Genomic DNA, 22727 nt, shown 5'->3' with positions numbered 1-22727 from the left:
CCTCGCTGTCGCGCAGCGATGGGGAGGTGGCAGCGCGAAGCGCTGACGGAGGGGCCAAGACACGGCCGTTGTTGCCCCTCCACCACTCGCTTCGCGAGCGGTCCCCCTCCCCATCGCTGCGCGACAGGGAGGATTTATTCCGCGTCCGGCAGCGCTTGTTCGACGAGCGGCGCCAGCCCTTCGGCCACGACTTTGACCCCCTTCGCATTGGGATGGAGATTGTCGCCCAGCATCAGCGACTTGTCGGTGATGACATTGTCGAGGATGAAGGGGTAGAAGCTCGCGTCATATTTTGCGGCGAGATCGGGAAAGATCGGATTGAAATTGTCCGCATAGTCGCTGCCGAGGTTCGGCGCCGCCATCATGCCGGTGAGCAGCACGGGGATGTCGCGCTTCTGAAGTTCGGCGAGCATCGCGTCGAGATTGGCGCGCGTCTGGTCAGGCCCGATACCGCGCAGCATGTCGTTGCCGCCGAGCCCCAGCACGACGAGCGCGGGTTTTACCTTCGCATTGTCGAGCACGTAAGTCAGCCGCTGGCGCCCGGCGGCGCTGGTGTCGCCCGACACGCCCGCATTCTGGACGCGCGCGATAAAGCCGTCGGCGGCGAGCGCGGCCTGCAGTTGCGGCGCCAGTCCCTCTTTCGGTCCCAGCTGATACCCCGCGTAGAGGCTGTCGCCGAACGCGATGACGAGCGGAGCGTCGGCGGGAATCGCGGCGGTTTCCTCCGCTTGCTTTCCGCCGTTCGTCGACGCCGGTGGCGCCTCCGCCGAGCCGCAGGCGGCAAGCGGTTGGCAAAGCGCGATGACGCAACCATATATCAGGGCAGAAGGCCATCCGGCCGTTTTCATTTCCAAAGGGTTCTCTCCTTGCCCGACACCGCACGACAATCGCCGGATCTGGCGCCAGATCTCGCGATCGCCGCTCATAATGTGACGCTGACCTTGGGGAGCGACAAGGCCCCTGTCGAAATTTTGCGCGGGGTCGATCTGGAGGTCGCGGCGGGCACCTCGGTCGCGCTGCTGGGTCCGTCGGGGTCGGGGAAAAGCTCGCTGATGGCGGTGCTTGCGGGGCTCGAACGCGCGAACGGCGGGTCGATCAACGTCGCGGGGCTCGATTTCGCAGCGATGGACGAGGATGATCTGGCGCGCGCGCGGCGCGGCCGCATCGGCATCGTGCTTCAGGCCTTTCACCTGTTGCCGACGATGACCGCGCTCGAAAATGTCGCGGTGCCGCTGGAGCTGGCGGGCATCGCCGATCCGTTCGGCCGCGCGGCCGCCGAACTCGAAGCAGTCGGGCTTGGGCACCGACTGACGCACTATCCCGCGCAATTGTCCGGCGGCGAGCAGCAGCGCGTCGCGATCGCGCGCGCGATGGCGAGCAGCCCGGCGATCATCTTTGCCGACGAACCGACGGGCAATCTCGACACCGCGACGGGTCATGCGATTATCGAGCTGATCTTCGCGCGCCGCGCGGCGCTGGGCGCGACCTTGCTGATCATCACCCACGACCCCGAACTGGCCGAGCATTGCGACCGCGTGGTGGTGATGCATGATGGCCGGATCGAGGAACGGGCGTGAGCGGACTCGCGGGCCGATCCTCCCTGCGGCGAAGCCGTGGGGAGGTGGTAGCGGCGGAGCCGCTGACGGAGGGGCAATGGCGCCGACGTCGCGACCCCTCCGCCATCCGCTTCGCGGAGGGTCCCGCTGGCGCTGCGCGCCGTCTGCGACTCCCCCACCGCTTCGCGGCAGAGAGGATTTGATGCTCCCCCTCGCCTCGCTCTGGCGGATCGCGCGCCGCGACCTTGCTGCGCGTATCCGCGGGCTGCGGCTACTCGCGGTCTGCCTGTTCCTCGGCGTTGCGACGCTTGCGGCGATCGGCAGTCTGACGCGCGGGATCACGTCGGAGCTGGAGGTGCGCGGGCAGACGATCCTGGGCGGCGACATCGAATTTGGCATTCCGCAGCGCGAAGCCACGCCCGAGGAAATGGCCGCCTTTCGCCGCGTCGGCACGCCTTCCGCCACCGTGCGGATGCGCGCGATGGCGAACGACCCCGACGGCGATGCGCTGCTGTCCGAACTGAAGGCAGTCGATGGCGCCTATGCGCTGTATGGGCAGCTGCGGCTGGAAAGCGGCGCGCGTAAAGGCCCACCGCCGCCCGGCGCCATCTGGATCGGCAAGGATATGGCCTCGCGCCTCGACCTCAAGGTTGGTGGCCTAGTTAAATTCGGCGACAAATCCTTCCGCATCGACGGCATCATCGCAGAAGAACCCGACCGGCTGGGCGAAGGCTTCACCCTGGGCCCCGTTGCGATCATCGGGCTTGCCGACCTGCCCGCGACGCAGCTGATCCAGCCGGGCAGCCTTTATGAGAGCAAATATCGTCTGCGCCTCCCCGCGGGCGCCAGTCCCGAAGCGGTCGGCAAGGCGCTGACCGATGAATTTCCGGATGCGGGATGGGACATCACCGACCGCAGCAACGGCGCGCCCGGCACGCGGCGCTTTATCGAGCGTATGGGACAATTCCTGTCGCTCGTCGGCCTCGCAGCGCTGGTGATTGCAGGGATCGGCGTCGGCAATGGCGTCGCAAGCTATCTGGCGGGCAAGCGGCCCGGGCTGGCGACGCTGAAGGTGCTTGGCGCCGACAGCGCGACCGTGCTGCGCATCTATGGGTTGCAGATTTTGGCCGTGGCGGCGATTTCGATCGTCGCGGGGCTAGCGGTCGGCGCGCTTGCGCCCGCCGCGATCGGCTGGATCGCGGGCGACGTGCTGCCGGTGCGGCCGGGGTTCGCGCTCTATCCGCTGCCACTCGCGGTTAGTGCCGCCTATGGCCTGCTGATCGCCATCGCCTTTGCGCTGCCGCCGCTCGCGGCGACGAAGCATGTACCCGCGGCGGGGCTGTACCGCGCCACGGTCGACCGCGCGGCGCGGATCGACCGGTCCGCGCTGATCGCTGTTGCCGTATCCTTTGTCGCGATCGTCGCGCTGGCGGTCGGCACCGCGCGCGAGCCGCTGTTCGCGCTGGGTTTCGTCGGTGCCGCGGTCGGCCTGCTGCTTATCCTCGTTGCGCTCGGCTGGCTGGTGCGCCGCATTGCAAGCCGCCTGCCGCGCCCGCGCCTCCCGCTTCTCCGCCTCGCGCTCGCGAACCTGCACCGCCCCGGCGCCGCGACCGGCGCGCTGGTGGTCGCGCTCGGCCTCGGCCTTACGTTGTTCGTGACGCTCGCGGCGATCCAGACGAGCATCACCGCCGAAATCACCCGCACCGTGCCGCAACGCGCGCCGAGTTTCTTCGTGCTCGATGTCCCTCGCAGCGACGCCGCGCGTTTCCGCTCCCTTGTGACTGCCGCCGATGCGCAGGCCGAGATCAACATGATCCCCGCGCTGCGCGGCAGCATCACCGAATTCAGAGGGCAGCGCGTCGATGAACTCGCCGAACTGCCCGAGGGAGCATGGGTGCTGCGCGGTGATCGCGGGCTGACCTACAGCCCCAGTTTGCCGAACGGCAGCGAGCTGGTCGGCGGCAGCTGGTGGGCGGCCGACTATGCGGGACCGCCGCTGGTCAGCGTCGAGCAGGAGGTGGCGGACACGCTCGGCCTGAAGCTTGGCGATACGCTGTCGGTCAATGTGCTGGGGGTCGAGGTGCAGGCGAAAGTCGCGTCGTTCCGCACCGTCAATTGGGACAATTTCGGGCTGAACTATGTGCTCGTCTTTTCGCCCGGCACGTTCGACGCCGCGCCGCACAATATGGTCGCGACGGTTGCCGTAGGGGGGCCTGCCGAGGAAGAGCTGGCGCGCAGCATTCCGCGCACCTTCCCCTCGGCATCGCTGATCGCGGTGCGCGATGTCGTGAGCCAGGTGACCTTGCTCCTCACCCAGATGAGCCAGGCGATCGCCGCCGCGGCAAGCATCGCGATCCTCGCCGGCATCGCGGTGCTGATCGGTGCGATCGCGGCAAGCCGCGAACGGCGCGTCTATGACAGCGTGATCCTGAAGCTGCTCGGCGCGACGCGCGGGCAGATTTTGGGCGCGCAGGCGATGGAATATGCGGTGCTCGCGGCGGTGCTGGCGCTGCTCGCACTGGGGCTGGGGCTGATCGCGGCGCGCTATGTCGTCGTCAGCCTGTTCGAATTCACTTTCGCCCCCGACCCGCTGATCGTCGGTGCGACGCTGATCGGCGGCGCCGGTTTGTCCTTCCTGATCGGGATCGCCGGAAGCTGGCCCTTGCTGTCGGCGAAACCCGCCCAGGCGCTGCGGAGTCTGTGACGGTCATTTTGTCGCTCGTGTCGAGCGAACTCGAGACACCGTGGGGCATCTCGACTTCGCTCGATGCGAACGGGAAATAGGGTCAGTTCAAAAGCCGCACCACCGCCGACACCGCCGCAACCCCCAGCACGACCGCGACCATCGCCTGCCAGATATGCGGCGGTACGCGGCCGAAATGACGTGCGCCGATACGGTTGCCGAGCCACATTGGCGCAAAGAGGACCAGCGCGACGACGAGCAGCCGCCAGCTGGCGATGCCCAGCCAGAGCGCCGCGAGCGTTCCGGCGATGGCGGTCATGAAAAAGATCATCAGCATCGACGCGCGTGCGACATTTGGCTCGACGCGGCGGCGCAGGTAGAAGGGCACGACCGGCGGGCCGGGCATCGCGGCAAAGCCGGTGAGGATGCCTGACAGGATGCCCGTGCCCGCGACTGCGAGCTTTCCGGGCCGATGCCCCTCCGCCTGTTTCGGAAGCAGCACAGCGACGAAGGCGGCAACTGCGGCGAGCGTGATGAGCAGGCGCGCGAGGTCGGCGGGCGTATGGTCGAGCGCGACCATGCCGAGCGGGGTCAGCGCCATCGCGAGCAATCCGATCGGCCAGGCGGTCGCGCGGTCGGCGTCGGCGACGATGACCCGCAACCCGACCGGACCGATCAGCAACTGGAGCAGGATGCCCATCACCACTGCCTCCCCCGGCGGCATGATGAGCCCGAGCAAAGGCACGAGGATGATCGCCATGCCGAACCCGGTGAGCCCGCGGACATAGGCCGCGCCAAAGGTCATCAGGGCGGCGCCGGCAAGCGTCAGCGGCGCAAGGCCGACAAGGTTGGACAAGCTGGTCATCGCGCGGCCGATACCGCAGCTGACGGGACCCGGCTAGCCCCTCAGCTGAGCGGCCAGAGCGCGTTCACTGGCCGTTCGAGCACTTGCGCGGCGATCGCATGGAGCCGCGGCGGATCGAACCGTCCCGCCCGCACGGCATCGGCAAGCCACGCCTCGATCGAGCCGCCGGTTTCCCCCCAACGGTCCTGCCGCAACATTCCGTAGATCGCGCCCGCGAGCACATGGATGCCGTCGTCCGCCTTGCGCCAGCGGTCGGCGGGATTTCGCGCGACACCCAAAGCCTCGCTAATGAGTTGGTCGAGCGCCTGCGCCATATCCTCGTTCAGCATCCCTTCGAGCGTCGTATAGCCCCATTTGGGATCATGGTCGGCGACGATGCGGGGGATCAGCGGATCCTTCGCAAGCAGCGCCAGCGCCGCGGTTGCCGCGGGCCCATCCATCGGGATCGGCGGGTGCAGCATCTCGTGCGCCGCGTTGCGCACGGTGATCGGCACGCCCCAGTCGGTCGCTTGCAGGAACGTCTGTCCCTGGACCTTGATCCCGTGCGGTTTGCAGAATTGCAGCAGCACGACCTCGATCTGCGGGTCGAATCCGCGCCCCATGAGCTTTTCGTGCCAGCGGATCACGTCATAGTCGCCAAGAGCGCGCGTCAGTTCGGCGATGCGCGCGCCGATATCGCCGATCCGGCGTTCGCGAAACGCGGCAAAGCCCGCCGTCTGCATCGCCTCAAACACGGCGCGAAGCCGCGGCGCCACGTCCACGAACCAGCGCCAGTCGTCCTCGCCCCAATAGGGGCTGGCGCGGTAAGCGGGCAGCAATCGCGCCTCCGGGTCGGCGGCCCCTGCGATCAGCGCCGCGAGATCGCCATCATTGCCATTCGAGAAGAGCACCGAGAGGTTCGGGCCGAGCAGTCCAAACTGCGCACGCTCGGCCTCTTTCCAAAGCGCCGCGATCTCGGCGCGCGCGGCGGCAGGCAGCTGGGTGGCGAAGACGTCGGCATCGGCCTTGTAATAGGGAAGGTAAAGCTCGCCGTCCGCCAGCGGGCCGAGAAAGGCCAGCGCGTCGAAGCCTTCGGAGGCGCGAACTTTCCATCGGGTGCGCATCGGCGGGCGCTGCTGCGCAATGGCGGGGATCGCGGGCAGAAACGAAAGGGCGGGGGCCGCGAGCGCGGCGGTGAGGAGGTGTCGGCGGTGCATGACCGCATGTCTAGCCGCGCGGCACCCCGCTGGCTTGGACGGACTTTGCCCGCAGCCGGATGGGCGGCAATCCGGTCATCGCGGCGACCGCGCGGGCGAGATGCGCCTGATCGGCAAAACCTTGGTCCGCCGCGAGATCGGCGAGCGTGCCGCGCCAGCCGGACAAAGCGGAAAGGGCGCGGCGCGTCCGCGCTTCGAGTCGGAAGCGCTTGGGGCTGGTGCCATAGGCACGCGCGAAACCGCGGCTGACCGATGCGGGGTCGAGGCCGACGTCGCGCGCCCACGGCGTGATCGCCAGATCGGGATCGGTACGCAAAGCGGCAGCGAGCAGGTCGGGCCAGTCGGCGTGCCGCGCCGCGCCCGCGCGGAACCGCTCGGCGACAAAGGACGCCGCCGCCGCCGGGTCGCGCTCGGCGAGACGAGCTGCCGTGTCAGGATCGTCGATCGCGCCGACGCCCGGTGCGAGCCCCTGCACGGCTGGAAGGTTCAGCACCTCGGCTCCGTGCGCGCCGAAGCGGTCGAGATGCGCGGTCCAGGCGCGGTGGACGACCACCATGCCCGGCCGTGCTTCGAAGCGCCCCTCGTCGCCGGCCTCCTCATATCCGCCGCCAATTACGACTGCTATATACCCCTCGGCATGACGATGCCGCGGCAGCCGCTCGTCCGCCGCGTGGCGGCCGATGCCCATAAGGCCAGAGGATTCGGAACTGCTCACTTCGGCCCGAGCGTGACAAGCCATACGTCGGGCGGCGTGAGGAAGCGCAGCGGAAGAATGCTCGTACCCAGCCCCGCGCCCACGAAGATCCTATGACGACCGTCGCGGATGTCACCACACGCGAAACGATCGCCGTAGCGCGAAATATAGGTAATCGCTCCTACGAACGGAAAGCGAATCTGGCCGCAATGGGTGTGCCCGGAAAGGACCGCCGCGACCGGGCGGTGGATGGCGGGTATGACATCGGGGCTGTGCGAGAGGACCAGCGGCACGCCGGGCCCCAGCGCATCCATCGCAGCCAGCGTTTTCGGTACATCATCATGGCCCGAATAATCGTCGTCGATGCCGCCAATGACCAGCGGACCGCGCCTGACGGCCTCATTCTGGAGCACCCGCACGCCCAGTCGCTCAAGTTCGCTGCGAAGGGCGTCGGGAGCGTACCAATGATCATGGTTGCCCGGCGCCACGACGACGCCGAGCGGCGCGCGCAGTTTGGCCAGCGGAGCAACAACATCGCGCGGCGTGTATATCCGCGTGGCGAGCAGCTTTTCGCTGACCAAGTCGCCTGCCACCAGCACGAGATCAGGCCGCAGCCGGTTGAGTGCGGCCATAATGCCCGCCAGCCGTTCGGGCGGCATGTCCGGCCCGGCGACATGCGTGTCGGAGAGCAGCAGAATGCGGAGCGGCGGCTGCGCGTCAGGCCACGCCTCCACACCGACCGTCGCCGTGCGCACGAGAGGATCGCGCGTCGCGTTCCAATAGCCCCGCGCAAGTAGCGCGACCCCAAGCAACGCGAGAAGCGCCAGCCACCGCAACCAGCGCCGCGGCTTCACGATCAATCCCTAAGATCCGGTGGGGTGGCTTCGGACTTCAACATCGCGATCGCTTCGGCGAGCGGCATGATGCGCTGACCATCCTGGCCGAGCGTGCGGATCGCGACCGTGCCTTCCTCGGCCTCGCGTTTGCCGACGACGAGCAAGTGGGGGACTTTGGCGAGGCTGTGTTCGCGCACCTTGTAGTTGATCTTTTCGTTGCGCAGATCGCTCTCGGTGCGGATGCCCGCGGCGGTGAGCTGGGCGACCGCATCCTTCGCATAATCGTCGGCGTCGCTGACGATCGTCGCGACGACCGCCTGCACCGGCGCGAGCCACGTCGGAAAACGGCCCGCGAAATGCTCGATCAAAATGCCGATGAAGCGTTCGTAGCTGCCGAAAATCGCACGGTGGAGCATCACCGGGCGATGCCGATCGCCATCTTCGCCAATGTAGGAGGCATCGAGCCGGTCGGGGAGCACGCGGTCGGACTGGATCGTGCCGACCTGCCACGTCCGGCCGATCGCGTCGGTCAGATGCCATTCGAGCTTGGGGGCGTAAAAGGCGCCTTCGCCGGGCAGTTCTTCCCAGCCATATTTCTCGGTCGCCAGCCCCGCCTCGATCACCGCGTTGCGCAGCTCGTCCTCGGACTTGTCCCACATCTCTTCGGTTCCGAAACGCTTTTCGGGACGCAGCGCGAGCTTGATCGCATAGGTGAAACCGAAATCCTTGTAGATGCGGTCGGCGAGCGCGCAGAAATTGCGGACTTCCTCGACGATCTGATCCTCGCGGCAAAAGATATGCGCATCGTCCTGCGTGAACTGGCGCACGCGCATCAGGCCGTGCAGCGCGCCATGCGGTTCGTTGCGGTGGCAGCAGCCATTTTCGTAGAGGCGCAGCGGCAGATCGCGATAGCTTTTCATGCCCTGACGGAAAATCAGCACATGCGCCGGGCAATTCATCGGCTTCAGCGCCATCCATTCGGCAGCGTCGGAAACGATCGGGCCTTCATCCTCGGTGTTCGGCACCTCGTCGGGGATGACGAACATATTTTCGCGATATTTGCCCCAATGGCCCGACTGTTCCCACTGGCGCGCGTCCATCACCTGCGGCGTCTTGACCTCGCGATAGCCCGCGGCGTCGATCGCGCGGCGCATATAGGCCTCGAGCTCGCGCCAGACGACAAAGCCGTTGGGGTGCCAGAAGACCGACCCATGCGCTTCCTGTTGCAGGTGGAACAGGTCCATGTCCTGCCCCAGCCGGCGGTGGTCGCGCTTCGCGGCTTCCTCCAGCCGCACGAGATGGTCGGCCAGCTGCTTCTTGTTCAGCCAGCCGGTGCCATAGATGCGCGAAAGCTGCGCATTTTTCTGGTCGCCGCGCCAATAGGCGCCCGAGACGCGCGTGAGTTTGAACGCTGCCGGGTCGAGCTTGCCGGTCGAGGCCAAGTGCGGCCCGCGGCACATATCCATCCAGCCGTCACCCGAACGGTAAACGGTCAGCTCCTCGCCCTCGGGCAGCTCATGCGCCCACTCGGCCTTGAACGTCTCGCCATCAGCCTGCCATTTGGCGATCAACTGGTCGCGTTCCCACACTTCCCTCGTCAGGGGAAGGTCGGCGGCGATGATCCGGCGCATCTCCTCCTCGATCAGCGGCAGCTCGTCGTCGCGAAACGGGCCATGCTCGGCGGTCGGCGCGAAATCGTAATAGAAACCGTCGTTCGTCGACGGGCCGAAGGTGATTTGCGTCCCCGGAAACAGGTTCTGCACCGCTTCGGCCAACACATGCGCATAGTCGTGGCGCACAAGTTCGAGCGCGTCGGCCTCGTCGCGGCTTGTCACCAGCGACAGGGTCGTGTCTTCCTCCAGCGGGCGCATGATGTCGCGCAGCTCGCCGTCCACCTTGGCGGCGAGTGCGGCCTTGGCGAGGCCGAGGCCGATGGCGGCGGCGATCTCGGCCGGAGTAGTCCCGCGCGCGACTTCACGGGCAGAGCCATCGGGAAGGGTGACGCGGATCATCTCGGACATCGAAAAAACGGCCTTTCAGGGCAAAATTGCCGCGCCCCTTTGCCAGTATGCGCCGGGAGCGGCAAGGGGCCGATTGGCGACAGGCTCTGCAATGATACAAGGTATTATTGCGAAATCGGCGCCTACTGTCGGAAGGCCCCTCCCATGTGCCTCCCCTCGGCGGGCGCTATTGCGCTGGCGTCGGCGCATCTGTCGAACTGCCTGGCGCGACATCGCGGCGGGCGACGCTACACAGCTAGCCAGCCCTTGCGACCGGTCCGCATGGCCGCTAGGGCGGCACCGAGCCGCAGCAAGGGGTCGCCACCATGTTCAATCGCCTGTTCGTCGATCATCCGAAAAGCGTCGATGAAAATTATGTCGAGCATTTCTTCGTCGCCTCGCGCTTCGGGGTGACGATGATCTGGGGCGGGTTGTGTGCGCTGGTCCACGCGGTGGTGCCGGGATGGTGCATCACGACCGGCAGCGACACGATCCAGCGGCTCAACAAGATCATGGTCGAACAGCGCCGTGCCAAGGGACAGGCGACCATGCAGATGAGCACCGTCGATTGGGTGATCTGAGCGGCGTGACTGCCCCGAGGGCTACCCATCATTCCGTTCGCATCAAGCGAAGTCCGGATGCTCGTCGGTCATTCACGCCTTCGGTGTGTCCCGACTTCGCTCGACGCGAACGGGAGTAGGAGGCCCTTTTGTCCGAACCCTCCGCCACTCATTATCTCGACCGCACGGGCCGCCCGCGGCTCGCCTATCGCCATACGCCCGGCACAGGTCCGACGATCGTCTTTCTGTCGGGCTATATGTCCGACATGGCGGGGGGCAAGGCGACCGCGCTGTTCGATTGGGCCGCCGTCGAAGGGCGCGCGTGCCTGCTGCTCGATTATGCGGGGTGCGGACTGTCGGACGGGCTGTTCGCCGACCAGACCTTGCTCGACTGGCGCGGCGATGTGCTCGACCTGATCGATGCGAAGGTCGACGGACCCGTCATCCTCGTCGGATCGTCGATGGGCGGATGGATGATGCTGCTGACCGCGCTGGCGATCGTCCAGCGCGACGGGCCGGGCCGCATCGCGGGGTTGGTCGGTATTGCGGCAGCGCCCGACTTCACCGACTGGGGTTTCACCGACAGCGAAAAGGCGATCATCCTTGCCGAGGGCGCGCTGATCGAAGAGACGCCCTATAGCGATCAGCCCTATGTCACGACGCGCGGCTTTTTCCAGTCGGGTGAAGCGAACCGCCTGCTCGATGCCGAAATCCCCCTCGCCTGCCCGGTGCGGCTGCTGCACGGGCAGGATGATGGCGACGTGCCGCCCGACATCAGCCTGCGCCTGGCGGCGGCGCTCGCTAGCGACGATGTGCAGATCACGCTCGTCAAGGGCGGCGATCATCGCCTGTCGCGCGACACCGACATCGCGCTGCTGATCGATACGGTGGCGCGGCTCACCAACAGTTAGAGGACAGACATGGCCCGCAGCGATTTCAAATTTCACGTCACCAAGCGCGTCCGCTATGCCGAGATCGATGCGCAAGCCGTCGTGTTCAACAGCCGTTACCTCGAATATTTCGACCTTGGCATCACCGAATATTGGCGCGCGGCGGGGGTTTATGACCGCTGGCCGCTGCGCGACAGCCCCGAATTCCACGTCGCGCGCGCCGAAGTTGATTACAAGGCGCCGATCCTGCTGGACGAAGAAATCGACATTTGCGTGCGCGCAGCGCGCGTGGGCAAGAGTTCGATGACTTTCCTGTTCGAGCTGCACGGCAAGGACAAAGACGAGCTTCGCGCCGCAGGCACGATCGTCAACGTCCATGTCGAGGAAGCGCAAGGCGCGACGGCGCCGGTGCCCGATGAATTCATATCTTTGTTCGAAGCATTTGAAGGTCGGCCGCTTCGCGCCTAATATAGGCGCATGACCAAATATCTTCACACCATGATCCGCGTGTCGGACCCCGACGCCACCGTCGCATTCTTCAAGCTGATCGGGCTGGAGGAAGTGCGCCGTTTCGATAACGAGGCCGGGCGCTTCACGCTCATTTTCCTCGCCGCCCCCGGACAAGCGGGCATCGCCGAGGTCGAGCTGACCTATAACTGGCCGCCCGCCGATGGCAGCGCCCCCGAAACCTATACCGCTGGCCGCAATTTCGGCCACCTCGCCTACCGGGTCGACGATATTTACGCGACGTGCCAGCGGCTGATGGACGCGGGGGTGACGATCAACCGTCCGCCCCGCGACGGCCATATGGCGTTCGTGCGCTCGCCCGACGGGATTTCGGTCGAGCTGCTCCAGGAGGGCCATCTGCCGCCGCAGGAACCCTGGGCGTCGATGCCGAACACAGGAAGCTGGTAAAATACGGCGCTGAGGGGAGCGAGACTTTCCGCGGCAGCTGTGGCAGAGTGACGCACCAAGGTCCGCTCGCATCCACTCCGTCATGGGGATGCGAGAGCTGGAAAGGAGACAAGGTGGCTGCGCTCGACATCGTCCGTATTCCGGTCCTCAGCGATAATTACGTCTGGCTGGTCCATGACCCTGCCAGCGGCGCGACGATGGTCGTCGATCCGGCGGTTGCCGATCCGGTGCTCGACGCGGCGAAGGCGCGCGGCTGGACGATTACCGACATCTGGAACACCCACTGGCATCCCGACCACACCGGCGGCAACGCCGCGATCAAGGAAGCCACCGGCTGCACGATCACTGGCCCTGCTGCCGAATATGAACGCATCCCGACGCTCGACGTCCGGGTGACGGGCGGCGATACGGTGCGGCTGGGCGATCATGTCGCAGAGGTTTGGGACGTCCCCGCGCACACCGCGGGTCATATCGCCTATCATTTTGCGGACGATGCCGCGATCTTTGTTGGCGACACGATGTTCGCGATGGGATGCGGCCGCCTGTTCGAAGGGACCGCCGAGCAGATGTTCGCCAATATGCAAAAGCTCCGGGCGCTCGACGATGCAACGCGCGTTTATTGCGCGCACGAATATACGCTGTCGAACGCGCGCTTCGCGGTAACGGTCGATCCGGACAACGAGGCGTTGACGAACCGGCTCACCGCAGTCGAGGCGGCGCGCGCCGCGGGCGAAGCGACGGTGCCGACGAGCATCGGCGCCGAACGCGCAACCAACCCCTTTTTCCGCGCGCCCGACGCCGCCGAACTGGCGCGTATCCGCGCGCTGAAGGATGCGGCGTGATGGTGAACAGGCTTCAGCACGGATTCATCGGTCGCGCCTGTTCTGGCTCGCCACAAGGAGCATCTTCATGGCCAAGCTGACCCCGATTGCGGTCGTGCTGGCGATCGCCGCGATGCCACTGGCTGCGGGCTGCGCCCCCGCGGGATCGGGCGAGCCTGGCGCCGCCGCGCTCACCCCGAAACAGGCCGAGCGGCTCGACAAACAGCTTGCTGGCAAGGTTCCGGGCGCCCCGCTCCAATGCCTGCCCAATTATCGCAGCAACAGCACCATCCGCGTGTCGGACAGCATCCTCTTGTATCGCGCGAGCGGCAATCTGGTCTACCGCAACGACCTGAAAGCCAGCTGTCCGGGCCTGGCGCGCGACAGCGATATCATGGTCGTACGCCAGTTCGGATCGTCGACCTGCGCCGGCGATTTCTTCCATCTGGTCGATCGGTCGAGCGGCATTCGCGGCCCGACCTGTGTTTTTGGCGAGTTCGTTCCCTATCGCAAACCGGCGGGGGACGAAGGCTGAACCCAAGGGTTCAGTCGCAGGCGGGGACCGGTTTGCGCCGATCTCTTCGGGTCGCACCCCGCCTGCCATATGAGTTTAGTTACCAATCATATCCGTTCGCATCGAGCGAAGTCGAGATGCCCCTCGATCCTGCGCTGTCCCGACGGGTGTCTCGACTTCGACCAAAGGTCGAAGTTTATCTTGAGCGCCTGCCAGGGCAGTCGAAGGGCTCGACACGAACGGGAATAAGCTATCCTTTATAAAGCGCCGCAATCTTGTCGGCGTAAATTTCGCGCAATACATGACGGCGGATCTTCATCGACGGCGTCATCTGTTCATTCTCGATCGTGAAGGCTTCGTCGGCGAAGTCGAACTTGCGCACCTTTTCGATCACCGAAAGCTGGCCGTTGACGCGGTCGACCGCGGCGCGGATCGCAGCACGGAATTTTTCATGCTCACGCAGCAGCGGCATTTCTTTCGGCAGCCCTTCGGCTTCGGCCCATTCGGCCGCCCATTCGGGATCGGGCACGAGGATGCCGACAAGATGCGGGCGCTTGTCGCCATAGACCATCGCCTGCAGGATTTCGGGTTGCAACGTCAGCATCCCTTCGACGCGCTGCGGCGAGACATTGTCGCCCTTGTCGTTGACGATCAGATCCTTCTTCCGGTCGGTGATGACGATGCGGCCCGCCTCGTCGATATGGCCGATGTCGCCGGTATGGAGCCAATCGTCGACGAGCACGCGCTCAGTCTCGGCTGCATTGCGCCAATACCCCTTCATCACCAGTTCGCCGCGCACGAGGATTTCGCCATCGTCGGCGATGCGCACCTCGGTATTCATCAGTGGCGGGCCGACGGTGTCCATCTTGATGCCCGCGCGCGGGCGATTGCAGCTGATCACCGGCCCGGCCTCGGTCTGGCCATAGCCCTGCAAAAGCGTCAGCCCGATCGAGTGGAAAAAGACGCCGATTTCGGGATTGAGCGGCGCGCCGCCCGACACCAGCGCCTTCATGCGTCCGCCGAACCGCTTGCCGATCTTGGGCCGGAACAATCTGTCGAGGATCAGGTCGACCGGCCGGTCGAGCAGGCCCATGCGGCGCTCATAATCCTTTTCGCCGACGCGCAGCGCCTGGTTCAGCATCCAGTTCGCCAGCTTGCCCTGTTTTTCGACCGCCTTGATCATCCGCGCGCGGATCACCTCGAACAGCCGCGGGACGACGACCATGATCGTCGGGCGCGTCTCCTCGATATTCGAGACGAGCTTTTCGAGCCCCTCGCTGTAATAGATTTGCGCGCCGACCATGATGGGCAGAAATTGTCCGCCCGAATGTTCGTAAGCGTGGCTGAGCGGCAGGAACGACAGGAACACCTCCTCGTCGCCGATCCCGAAATCAGTGACCAGGATTTCGGCGGCGCCCGCGGCGTTATGCAAGATCGCGCCATGGTGCTGCATCACCCCACGCGGCGCGCCGCCGGTGCCGCTGGTATAGATGAGGCACGCGGTATCCTCGCGTTTGACACCCAGCCCGCGCGCCTTGGTTTCCTCGACCCACGCCGCGCCACCCGTCACGAGCGGCGCCCAGTCGTGAACCGACACATCGCCCTGTTGCCCGACACGCAGGCTTTCCATGCTGACGACGATATGCGCGTCGGAGCGCATCACCGCGGGCATCAACGCGCGCGCGAGCTTGGCGGTCGAGACGATCACCGCCTTGGCCCCGCTGTTGTCGAGGATGTGCTGATGGTCGCGTTCGGTGTTGGTCGTATAAGTCGGAACGGTGATGCACCCTGCCGCCATGATGCCGAGGTCGGCGATGCACCATTCGGGGCGGTTTTCGCTCACCAGCACCACCCGGTCGCCCTCTTTCAGCCCGAGCTCGCGCAGATTGTGCGCGAGCGCGGAAACCTGCTCGGCGACCTCGCGCCAGCTGAGCGCCTGCCAGGCGCGGTCGGCCTTGCGCCATAGAAAGGGATCGTCGCCGCCCCGCGCCGCGCGATCGAAGAACATCGCGACCAGGCTGGGAAAATGGTCGAGATGGGGGTTTTCCAGCTTCATTCTACCTCTCTCTCCCGGGGAAGCTTTTTCTGTTCTGATCTATCAATTAAATTCAGCGCGGCCTTGCCCGCTCTGGATTGCCACGGGCCTTCGGCCCTAGCAATGACGAGATAGAAAGATCAGCGCATTCACCCCTGCGGCGGCGCACCATCGACCGCCGAGCTACCGGGGCCACGCGGATCGGCGGCGCCGCGCATTCCCTCCGCCGTGCGTTCGATCGCATTGAGTTTCGAGCCGAGGTCGGTGGGGGTGAAGCTGTAACCGAAGGGCTGCATTTTTGCGGCGATCGCTTTCCCCGCTTCGTTATTCTCGATCAACACACCCTCGCGGCCGAAAAAGAGGTTGGGGAGCGCGATCGCTTCCTTCGCGTCGAGCCCCCAGTCGAGCACACCGATCAGCGTCTTCGTCACATGCATGATGATCCGCTTGCCCCCCGCCGAGCCGACCGCGAGCACGACCTTGCCGTCGGGGCCATAGACGATCGTTGGCGACATCGACGACAGCGGCCGCTTGCCCGCCTGGACGCGGTTTGCCGTGGGCACGCCGTCCTGCGTCGGCGCGAGATCGAAATCGGTGAGCTCGTTATTGAGGAAATAGCCATTGGCGATCAGGTGACTGCCGAAGATGCTTTCAATGGTGGAGGTCATCGAGACGAGATTACCCGCGGCGTCGGACGCGACGAAATGCGTCGTCCCCTGTTCGGCGACCGGCGGCGCGGCGGCGCGTGGCTTCGCACCGGGCGGGGTGCCGGGTTCGTAGCGTCCCGCGGCGCCATAGGGCGAGATCAGGTCACGGCGTTCGGCGAGATAGTTTTTGTCGAGCAGGCCCGCGACCGGCACATCGACGAAATCACCATCGCCCAGATAGGCGGCGCGATCGGCGTAGGACAACTGCATTGCTTCCGCGAGCAAGTGCCAGCTCATCGGATTGTCCTTGCCCATCGCCTTCATATCCCAGCCTTCGAGCATCCCCAGGATGCCAAAAACCGTGGTCGCCCCCGACGAGGGCGGTCCCATGCCGCAAACCTTGTAAATGCGATAGGTCGTGCAGACCGCAGGGCGTTCCTTTGCCTGATAGGATGCGATATCCCTCGGCGTCAGCGTCGCGGGATTGCGCGCCGACCTTGCCACCGCATCGCTTATCGCGCGCGCATTCGCGCCGCTGTAAAAGGCATCGGGCCCGCGCGCGGCGATTTCGCGGAGCAGCGCGGCATAGGCCGGATTCCGGATTCGCGTGCCGACCGGCGCAGGCTTGCCGTCGACATAATAGATCGCGCGCGCATCGGGAAAATCCTTCCAGACGGACTCGAACCGCGTCAACCAGTTGTGGAGGACCGGCGTAACCTCAAAACCATCCTCGGCCAGTTTGATCGCGGGCTGAAACAATGCCGCCCATTCCAGTTTGCCCCATTTCTTGTGCGCCATTTCCATCAGGCGCATATTTCCGGGCACGCCAACCGACAGCCCGCCAGGAATGGCGTCCGAATAGTCGCGGGGCTTGCCGTCGGCGCCAAGAAAGCGATCGGGTTTCGCCGACGCCGGCGCCTTTTCGCGCCCATCGATCGTCGATATGCTGCCGTCGCTCGCGCTGTGATGGAGCATGAAGCCGCCGCCACCGATACCGCTCGACTGCGGTTCGACCAGCGTCAGCACCGCAACCATCGCGACAGCGGCGTCGGCGGCGCTGCCGCCCTGATGCAGAATCGCGCGCCCCGCCTCGGTCGCGCGCGGATCGGCGGAGGAGGTGACGCCTTGCGCGGCAGCGAGGGTGGGACAAGCGAGGGCGACGAATGCGACGAGCGCGAGAAGACGGTTCAGCATAGGCGCGACATTGGCGCGGGCTTGAGGCGAGTGCAAGTGTAACCCGTCCTCCCTGTGGCGAAGCCATTGGGGGGTGGCAGCGCGAAGCGCTGACGGAGGGGCTTTGGCGCTACCGTCGCGGCCCCTCCACCACGCCCTGCGGGCGCGGTCCCCCTCCCCATGGCCTTCGGCCACAGGGAGGATTTACTTGTCCACTCCCACCGCATCGCTAACCCGCGCGAATCCATCGCGCGCAACCAGCGTCTCCAGCCCCCGCGCGATGCGGCCCGCAAGGCCCGGCCCTTCGTAAACCATCGCTGAATAGAGCTGGATCAGACTGGCCCCGGCACGGATGCGTTCCCACGCCTCGCTTGCCGAAGCGATGCCGCCTGCGGCGATCAGCGGCAGCTTGCCGCCGCTTGCGCTACGGAAATCGCGGACGCGCTGGAGCGCGAGTTCGGCCAGCGGCGCGCCCGACAGGCCGCCCGCTTCGTCGGCATGGCGCGATGCCAGCGTCGGCCGCGTGATGGTCGTGTTCGACACGATCACTGCTGCGAGCCCCTTGTCGAGCGCGACCGCCACAATGTCGTCGATGTCGGCGGGTTCGAGGTCGGGCGCGACCTTCAGGAACACGGGTTTGGCGGCGTTCGTGGGCTGCGCCGCCGCGACACCGTCGAGCAGCGCTTCGAGCGCGCCCCGGTCCTGCAACGCGCGCAGCCCCGGCGTGTTCGGCGAGCTGATATTGACGGTCAGATAATCGGCGAGCGGCGCCATCGCAGTGGTGCCTTTGGCATAGTCGGCGATGCGGTCGGCGCTGTCCTTGTTCGCCCCGATATTGATGCCGAGCGGCACCGGCAGGCCGTGGCCGCGCAGGCAGATGATGCGTTCGGCCGCCGCCGCCTGGCCGCCATTATTGAAGCCCATGCGGTTGATAATCGCGCGATCCTCGACCAGCCGGAACAGCCGCGGCCGCGAGTTGCCGTCCTGCGGCAGCGGGGTGAGCGTGCCGACCTCCACAAAGCCGAAGCCGAAATGCGGTATCGCATGGGCGACGCGCGCATCCTTGTCGAACCCGGGGGCCAGCCCTACCGGATTGGGGAAACGCAGTCCGGCAAGCTCGGTCGCCAGCGCCGGGCTGGTCAGCGCATGACGCGCGCGCGGCAGCGGCTGGAGCGCGGCGAGCGTCAGATTATGCGCCGCCTCGCCATCGGTGGCGTGAACGAGCGGGCGGGCGAGCGCGTAGGCGGCGTCGGTCAGCGAAGCAAAAAGCGACATGGCCCGCCATTGCGCGCGCGGCGGCGCTATGGCAAGCCCCCCGCCATATCCGCATAAACCGGGAGAAAATCGTGTCGCACCTTCGCACCCTTGCTTGCCTGTCCGCCGGCGTTGCCCTGCTTGCCGTCGCAGGATGTGCGCCGGTCGCGGTGCTGGATGCGCCCGCAACCGCCGCGCCGCCTGTGACTGCCGAAGCTGTCCCGGCCGGCGCCAACCTCGCCCAATTCTTTGAAAATTACGACGCCGCGCAGCTGTCGCTCAGCCCGCAGGGCAAAGCGTATCGCGGCATCCGCGATGCCGACTATGGCCGCTGGAACGACGTCAGCGACGAGGCCGCGGTCGCGAGCCATAAATTGCAGCAGGCGACTGCGGCGGCGATGCGCAGCAGTTTTGATCCCGCGGCGCTCTCCGCCGACGATGCGCTGTCGTTCGAGCTGTTCAACGCGTCGGCGGCGCGCGCCGAACGGCTGTTCCCTTACCGTAACCACGGCTATATCTTCGATCAGATGAATGGCGCGCAGAGCCAGCTGCCGGCTTTCCTCATCAATATCCACCGCGTCGCCAATGTCGCCGAAGCCGACGCCTATGTTGCGCGCATCCGCGGGATCGGCCCCCTGCTCGACGCGCTGTCGGCGCAATCGGCCGAACGCGCGGCGCGCGGTATCCAGCCGCCGAAATGGGTTTATGCCTATCTGATCTCCGACATCGACAACCTGCTTCGCCCCGACAATGCAGTGATCGAGGACATCAGCGCCAAGGTCGGCAAGCTCGACGCCAGCGACAGCGAAAAGGCGCGGCTGATCGCGGCGGCGAAGACGGCATGGGCCGAAAGCGCGGCCCCGGCCTATGGCCGCCTGCTCGCGGAGATGAAGCGCCAGCAGGCGAGCGCGCCGACCGCCGACGGCGTGTGGCGCCTGCCCGACGGCAAGGCCTATTATGAAGCGCTGCTCGCCAATTATACGACGACCGACATGACCGCGGCCCAGATCCACGACCTTGGCCTTGCCGAAGTCGCGCGAATTCACGGCGAGATGCGGACGATCATGGCGAAGGTCGGCTTCAAGGGCAGCTTGCAGGAGTTTTTCGCCCACCTGCGCACCAGCCCGCAATATTTCCACACCTCGCGCGAGGCGTATCTGGCCGATGTCGACAAATATGTGAAAACCATGGAAGCGCGCCTTCCCGCCTTTTTCAACACGCTGCCGAAGGCGGCGTTGCAGGTGAAGGCTGTCGAGGCATTCCGCGAAAAATCGGCGGGCAAGGCCTTTTACCAGTCGCCCTCGCCCGACGGGTCGCGGCCGGGGACTTATTATGTCAACCTCTATGACCTGCGCGACATGTCGAAGACCGAGCTGGAGGCGCTCGCTTATCATGAGGGCGTGCCGGGCCACCACCTCCAGCGCGCGGTGCAGACCGAACTGACCGGCCTGCCGCCCTTCCGCCGCTTCGGCGGCGTCACCGCCTATACCGAGGGCTGGGGTCTGTATAGCGAGGAGCTCGCGAAGGACATGGGCTTTTATACCGACCCCTACAGCGATTTCGGACGGCTGGGGATGGAGCTTTGGCGCGCGTGCCGCCTTGTCGTCGACACCGGCATCCACGACAAGCGCTGGAGCCGTGAGCAGGCGATGCAATATCTGAAGGACAACACGCCCAACCCCGACGGCGACATCGAAAAGGCGATCGAACGCTATATCGTCTATCCGGGCCAGGCGACCGCCTATCTGATCGGCAAGCTCAAGATCATGGAGTTGCGCGGGCGAGCGCAAACGGCGCTCGGCGAACGTTTCGATTTCCGCCGCTTCCACGATGTCGTGCTCGAATCGGGTCCGGTGCCGCTCGACATCCTCGAACGGCGCGTCGATGCCTGGATCGCGGAAGAGCGAGGTTAACAAAATTGGCAATTGCCGCTTGACGCACGGAGCGGAAGAGCAAATGATTTGACTCAGATAAAGAGACGGCCGGGGGAAAGGCCGTCGGGGTCTGGGTCTGTCATGTCGCAAACTTCTTCCTCGCCAGCGGGCGTGGACGGCAGCACGCCGTTCGAACTCTATTATTTTCCGCCCGATCCCGATCTGGCGGACATGGTGTCGAGTTTCTATGTCGCGCGGCTCAACATGCCGCGATTCGACGAATATGAGCGCGCCGACCGTCCGCAATTTCGTTTCATGAGCGTTCCCGACGGCGAATATATCTTTGCCGATGGCAGTCGCTCGCCCGCGTGCCGCGCCAATATCGTCGGCCCGACCAGCGGCCGCGTGCGCGCCATCGCCAACTGCCCGACGGCGATGTTCGGTTTCGGCATGTTGCCGGCCGGCTGGGCCGCGCTGATGGGCGACGATGCCCACAAGCTGACCGATCGCGCGATCGACGCCGCCGACCTGTTCGGCCCGTGGATCGACGATGTCGCGGCGGCGCTCGAACGGGCGGCAAGCGACGAAGAGCGGCTGGTCGTCGGCAATAATTTCGCACGCGAAGTGCTGACGCGCGGCGAGGCGGCGCCGATGTGGTTCATCCGCACCGTCGACGAATGGCTCACTGCGACGCCATCGCCGCAGGTTCCCGCGCTGGTCGAGGCAACGGGCATGTCGATCCGGTCGGTGGAGCGGATGACCAAATATTATTACGGCCTGTCGCCGCGAATGCTCGCGCGCAAATATCGCGCAGTGCGCGCAGCGTCGGCGCTTGCGCGCGGCGAGGGACTGGAATTGGCGCAGTTGGGCGACGCCTTTTACGATCAGTCGCACCTGATCCGCGAGATCAAGCGCTTTGCCGGCGCGACGCCGGGACAGCTCGGCAATCCGACGCTGTACACGCAGGCGACGACCAAGGGCCGCAAGCAGCTGGCCGGCAAGGTCGCCCCGATCGTATCCGAGACATAATCGGCCGTTAACCAACAAAAATTGCGCGTCCGGTCGATTTGGCGTTTCCATACAATCGCGAATCGACCGCCCGGCATAATCGGCCCGTGCGACCCAGAAGAGCTCACCCTCCTTGCGAGGACTTGAGACCTTCATCTTGGCACTCATTTGGCCCCGGCCGGATGGGTGCCTTTTTTTGCGTATCGCGCGATGCTTGGTGGTGCGCCGTCGGCGCAATCCGTCCAAAAGTCAGTAAAGGTCAGCCTTGCGCAGGCACCGGTTGACCTTGCCTGTCCGCCATGCGCGCACGCCTCTCGCGCACGCACATCCGAGAGGCGGCGATCGCGTTTGTCGACATATTGAAAGAGCTGGATGAAGGCTGGCACAGTCGGTGCGTGTAGGACAGCGTTTTTTTGAATATCCGCTCCGGGGTGGTGAGCGTCCCAATTGACCGTCGCCCCCGCGAAGGCGGGGGGCCGCCGTCGACCTTCTCCTGCGTCGCTGTGTAAACGGACCGCGGACCCCGCCTTCGCGGGGGCGACGGCAACGTCCGGTCTAAATCCGCCCTCAGCCGTTCCGTCATCCCGCCAGCCGACGCCGTCCGCATCTTTACCCCGCCAAATCACGGCTTGCTTGCACCGCGCAAACCGCTCGTCTATATAAGTGGAGTAATTTACTCCAGTTAAGAATCGCTCGCAATTGCGACGGAAAAGATGATGCGCCTGTCGAACCTTGCCGATTATGCCGTGGTGCTGATGAGCGCCGCCGCGCGCCAGTGCGGATCGGTGCCGATTCACGCGGCTATGCTGGCCGAACAGACGGGTATTCCCGGGCCGACCGCGCAGAAGCTGGTGAGCAGCCTGGCGCGCGCCGGTTTGCTCGTCGCGTCGCGCGGCAGTGGCGGCGGCGTACGGCTTGCGCGGCCCGCGGCGGCGATCAGTGTCGCCGACATCATCGAGGCGGTCGAAGGGCCGATCGCGCTGACCAGCTGCGTCGAGGACGGCCGCCACGATTGCGCGCTCGAAGGGAGCTGCAAGGTGCAGCCGCACTGGGGCGTCGTGAACGGCGCGGTCCGCGGGGCGCTGGCCGAGATCAGTTTGGCGAGCCTTGCCGTTACCCCCGCAAGGGGCACGGTCGATTTGCACGACGGCGCAGGCCCCAATCATTCAACGGCCCCCGCCTTCGCGGGGGCGACGAGTTAGGTAT

General features: G+C 65.7%; 20 protein-coding genes. 11 read left to right on the top strand and 9 right to left on the bottom strand.

Annotated features, from left to right (window positions below; translation table 11 throughout):
• Positions 1-134 precede the first annotated feature (134 nt).
• Entirely contained in the window at positions 135-848 is a 714-nt protein-coding gene (locus VSX77_RS11185; protein ID WP_338427260.1) for an arylesterase, read from the bottom strand.
• Positions 849-866: 18 nt separating this feature from the next.
• Here VSX77_RS11185 and VSX77_RS11180 point away from each other — a divergent pair, with 18 nt between their 5' ends.
• Both VSX77_RS11180 and VSX77_RS11175 read left to right on the top strand, forming a co-directional pair.
• Entirely contained in the window at positions 867-1577 is a 711-nt protein-coding gene (locus VSX77_RS11180; protein WP_338424684.1) for an ABC transporter ATP-binding protein, read from the top strand.
• 181 nt (positions 1578-1758) lie between these two features.
• Entirely contained in the window at positions 1759-4260 is a 2502-nt protein-coding gene (locus VSX77_RS11175) for an ABC transporter permease (RefSeq protein ID WP_338424683.1), read from the top strand.
• An 82-nt stretch (positions 4261-4342) separates the two neighbouring features.
• On the opposite strand, the gene VSX77_RS11170 is transcribed toward VSX77_RS11175, so the two are convergent.
• The 5 genes from VSX77_RS11170 to thrS are packed head-to-tail and all read right to left on the bottom strand — an operon-like array spanning position 4343 to position 9851.
• On the bottom strand, positions 4343-5104 hold the full coding sequence (locus VSX77_RS11170; RefSeq protein ID WP_338424682.1) for a sulfite exporter TauE/SafE family protein: 762 nt from the start codon (positions 5102-5104) through the stop codon (positions 4343-4345).
• A gap of 41 nt (positions 5105-5145) precedes the next feature.
• Positions 5146-6300 (bottom strand): hypothetical protein, encoded by a 1155-nt coding sequence (locus VSX77_RS11165; RefSeq protein WP_338424681.1) that lies wholly within the window; start codon positions 6298-6300, stop codon positions 5146-5148.
• 10 nt (positions 6301-6310) lie between these two features.
• A complete protein-coding gene (locus tag VSX77_RS11160; RefSeq protein ID WP_338424680.1) occupies positions 6311-7015 on the bottom strand; it encodes a helix-turn-helix domain-containing protein in 705 nt (234 codons plus the stop codon).
• Positions 7012-7848, bottom strand: coding sequence for a metallophosphoesterase (locus tag VSX77_RS11155; protein WP_338424679.1), 837 nt, complete (start codon positions 7846-7848; stop codon positions 7012-7014). Before VSX77_RS11155 ends, VSX77_RS11160 begins: the two co-directional genes overlap by 4 nt.
• Positions 7849-7850: 2 nt before the next feature.
• Positions 7851-9851, bottom strand: coding sequence for a threonine--tRNA ligase (thrS, locus tag VSX77_RS11150; protein WP_338424678.1), 2001 nt, complete (start codon positions 9849-9851; stop codon positions 7851-7853).
• Between the two features lie 305 nt (positions 9852-10156).
• On the opposite strand from thrS, the gene VSX77_RS11145 reads away from it, so the two are divergent.
• The 6 genes from VSX77_RS11145 to VSX77_RS11120 all read left to right on the top strand — a co-directional run bounded on the left by VSX77_RS11145 (position 10157) and on the right by VSX77_RS11120 (position 13551).
• Complete coding sequence (locus tag VSX77_RS11145; protein WP_338424677.1) at positions 10157-10411, top strand: DUF6356 family protein; 255 nt, start codon at positions 10157-10159, stop codon at positions 10409-10411.
• Between the two features lie 128 nt (positions 10412-10539).
• Positions 10540-11301 (top strand): alpha/beta fold hydrolase, encoded by a 762-nt coding sequence (locus VSX77_RS11140; protein WP_338424676.1) that lies wholly within the window; start codon positions 10540-10542, stop codon positions 11299-11301.
• 9 nt (positions 11302-11310) lie between these two features.
• Positions 11311-11748: an acyl-CoA thioesterase gene (locus tag VSX77_RS11135; RefSeq protein WP_338424675.1), complete on the top strand. Its 438-nt coding sequence runs from the start codon at positions 11311-11313 to the stop codon at positions 11746-11748.
• Positions 11749-11757: 9 nt separating this feature from the next.
• Positions 11758-12195 carry a VOC family protein gene (locus VSX77_RS11130; protein ID WP_338424674.1) on the top strand — a complete coding sequence of 146 codons (438 nt, stop codon included), beginning with the start codon at positions 11758-11760 and terminating at the stop codon, positions 12193-12195.
• A gap of 113 nt (positions 12196-12308) precedes the next feature.
• Entirely contained in the window at positions 12309-13037 is a 729-nt protein-coding gene (gloB, locus tag VSX77_RS11125) for a hydroxyacylglutathione hydrolase (RefSeq protein WP_338424673.1), read from the top strand.
• 67 nt (positions 13038-13104) lie between these two features.
• Complete coding sequence (locus VSX77_RS11120) at positions 13105-13551, top strand: hypothetical protein (protein ID WP_338424672.1); 447 nt, start codon at positions 13105-13107, stop codon at positions 13549-13551.
• Positions 13552-13780: 229 nt separating this feature from the next.
• Here VSX77_RS11120 and VSX77_RS11115 read toward each other — a convergent pair whose 3' ends face one another.
• The 3 genes from VSX77_RS11115 to VSX77_RS11105 all read right to left on the bottom strand — a co-directional run bounded on the left by VSX77_RS11115 (position 13781) and on the right by VSX77_RS11105 (position 18660).
• The gene (locus VSX77_RS11115; RefSeq protein WP_338424671.1) at positions 13781-15586 is read right to left on the bottom strand and encodes an AMP-dependent synthetase/ligase; all 1806 of its coding nucleotides are present in this window, start codon (positions 15584-15586) and stop codon (positions 13781-13783) included.
• A gap of 128 nt (positions 15587-15714) precedes the next feature.
• Positions 15715-17406 carry a gamma-glutamyltransferase gene (gene ggt, locus VSX77_RS11110; protein ID WP_338424670.1) on the bottom strand — a complete coding sequence of 564 codons (1692 nt, stop codon included), beginning with the start codon at positions 17404-17406 and terminating at the stop codon, positions 15715-15717.
• Between the two features lie 183 nt (positions 17407-17589).
• Positions 17590-18660, bottom strand: coding sequence for a quinone-dependent dihydroorotate dehydrogenase (locus tag VSX77_RS11105; RefSeq protein ID WP_338424669.1), 1071 nt, complete (start codon positions 18658-18660; stop codon positions 17590-17592).
• Positions 18661-18731: 71 nt separating this feature from the next.
• Between VSX77_RS11105 and VSX77_RS11100 the strand changes: the two genes are divergently transcribed.
• From VSX77_RS11100 to VSX77_RS11090, 3 genes are all read left to right on the top strand, one after another.
• On the top strand, positions 18732-20552 hold the full coding sequence (locus VSX77_RS11100) for a DUF885 domain-containing protein (RefSeq protein WP_338424668.1): 1821 nt from the start codon (positions 18732-18734) through the stop codon (positions 20550-20552).
• A 102-nt stretch (positions 20553-20654) separates the two neighbouring features.
• Positions 20655-21542 carry an AraC family transcriptional regulator gene (locus tag VSX77_RS11095; protein ID WP_338424667.1) on the top strand — a complete coding sequence of 296 codons (888 nt, stop codon included), beginning with the start codon at positions 20655-20657 and terminating at the stop codon, positions 21540-21542.
• Between the two features lie 695 nt (positions 21543-22237).
• Complete coding sequence (locus tag VSX77_RS11090) at positions 22238-22723, top strand: SUF system Fe-S cluster assembly regulator (protein WP_338424666.1); 486 nt, start codon at positions 22238-22240, stop codon at positions 22721-22723.
• Positions 22724-22727 lie beyond the last annotated feature (4 nt).

The organism is Sphingopyxis sp. TUF1, from assembly GCF_036687315.1.
Classification (GTDB): Bacteria; Pseudomonadota; Alphaproteobacteria; order Sphingomonadales; family Sphingomonadaceae; genus Sphingopyxis; species Sphingopyxis kveilinensis.
This window is presented reverse-complemented; position numbering and strand designations above follow the sequence as displayed.

Bases quoted from the DNA above. Each gene is read 5' to 3' on its own strand.
- VSX77_RS11165 (WP_338424681.1), bottom strand. From the start codon at position 6,300: ATGCACCGCCGACACCTCCTCACCGCCGCGCTCGCGGCCCCCGCCCTT.
- VSX77_RS11130 (WP_338424674.1), top strand. From the start codon at position 11,758: ATGACCAAATATCTTCACACCATGATCCGCGTGTCGGACCCCGACGCC.
- VSX77_RS11135 (WP_338424675.1), top strand. From the start codon at position 11,311: ATGGCCCGCAGCGATTTCAAATTTCACGTCACCAAGCGCGTCCGCTAT.
- VSX77_RS11105 (WP_338424669.1), bottom strand. From the start codon at position 18,660: ATGTCGCTTTTTGCTTCGCTGACCGACGCCGCCTACGCGCTCGCCCGC.
- VSX77_RS11185 (WP_338427260.1), bottom strand. From the start codon at position 848: ATGAAAACGGCCGGATGGCCTTCTGCCCTGATATATGGTTGCGTCATC.
- VSX77_RS11090 (WP_338424666.1), top strand. From the start codon at position 22,238: ATGCGCCTGTCGAACCTTGCCGATTATGCCGTGGTGCTGATGAGCGCC.
- VSX77_RS11095 (WP_338424667.1), top strand. From the start codon at position 20,655: ATGTCGCAAACTTCTTCCTCGCCAGCGGGCGTGGACGGCAGCACGCCG.
- VSX77_RS11145 (WP_338424677.1), top strand. From the start codon at position 10,157: ATGTTCAATCGCCTGTTCGTCGATCATCCGAAAAGCGTCGATGAAAAT.
- VSX77_RS11175 (WP_338424683.1), top strand. From the start codon at position 1,759: ATGCTCCCCCTCGCCTCGCTCTGGCGGATCGCGCGCCGCGACCTTGCT.
- VSX77_RS11115 (WP_338424671.1), bottom strand. From the start codon at position 15,586: ATGAAGCTGGAAAACCCCCATCTCGACCATTTTCCCAGCCTGGTCGCG.
- thrS (WP_338424678.1), bottom strand. From the start codon at position 9,851: ATGTCCGAGATGATCCGCGTCACCCTTCCCGATGGCTCTGCCCGTGAA.
- VSX77_RS11120 (WP_338424672.1), top strand. From the start codon at position 13,105: ATGGCCAAGCTGACCCCGATTGCGGTCGTGCTGGCGATCGCCGCGATG.
- VSX77_RS11170 (WP_338424682.1), bottom strand. From the start codon at position 5,104: ATGACCAGCTTGTCCAACCTTGTCGGCCTTGCGCCGCTGACGCTTGCC.
- ggt (WP_338424670.1), bottom strand. From the start codon at position 17,406: ATGCTGAACCGTCTTCTCGCGCTCGTCGCATTCGTCGCCCTCGCTTGT.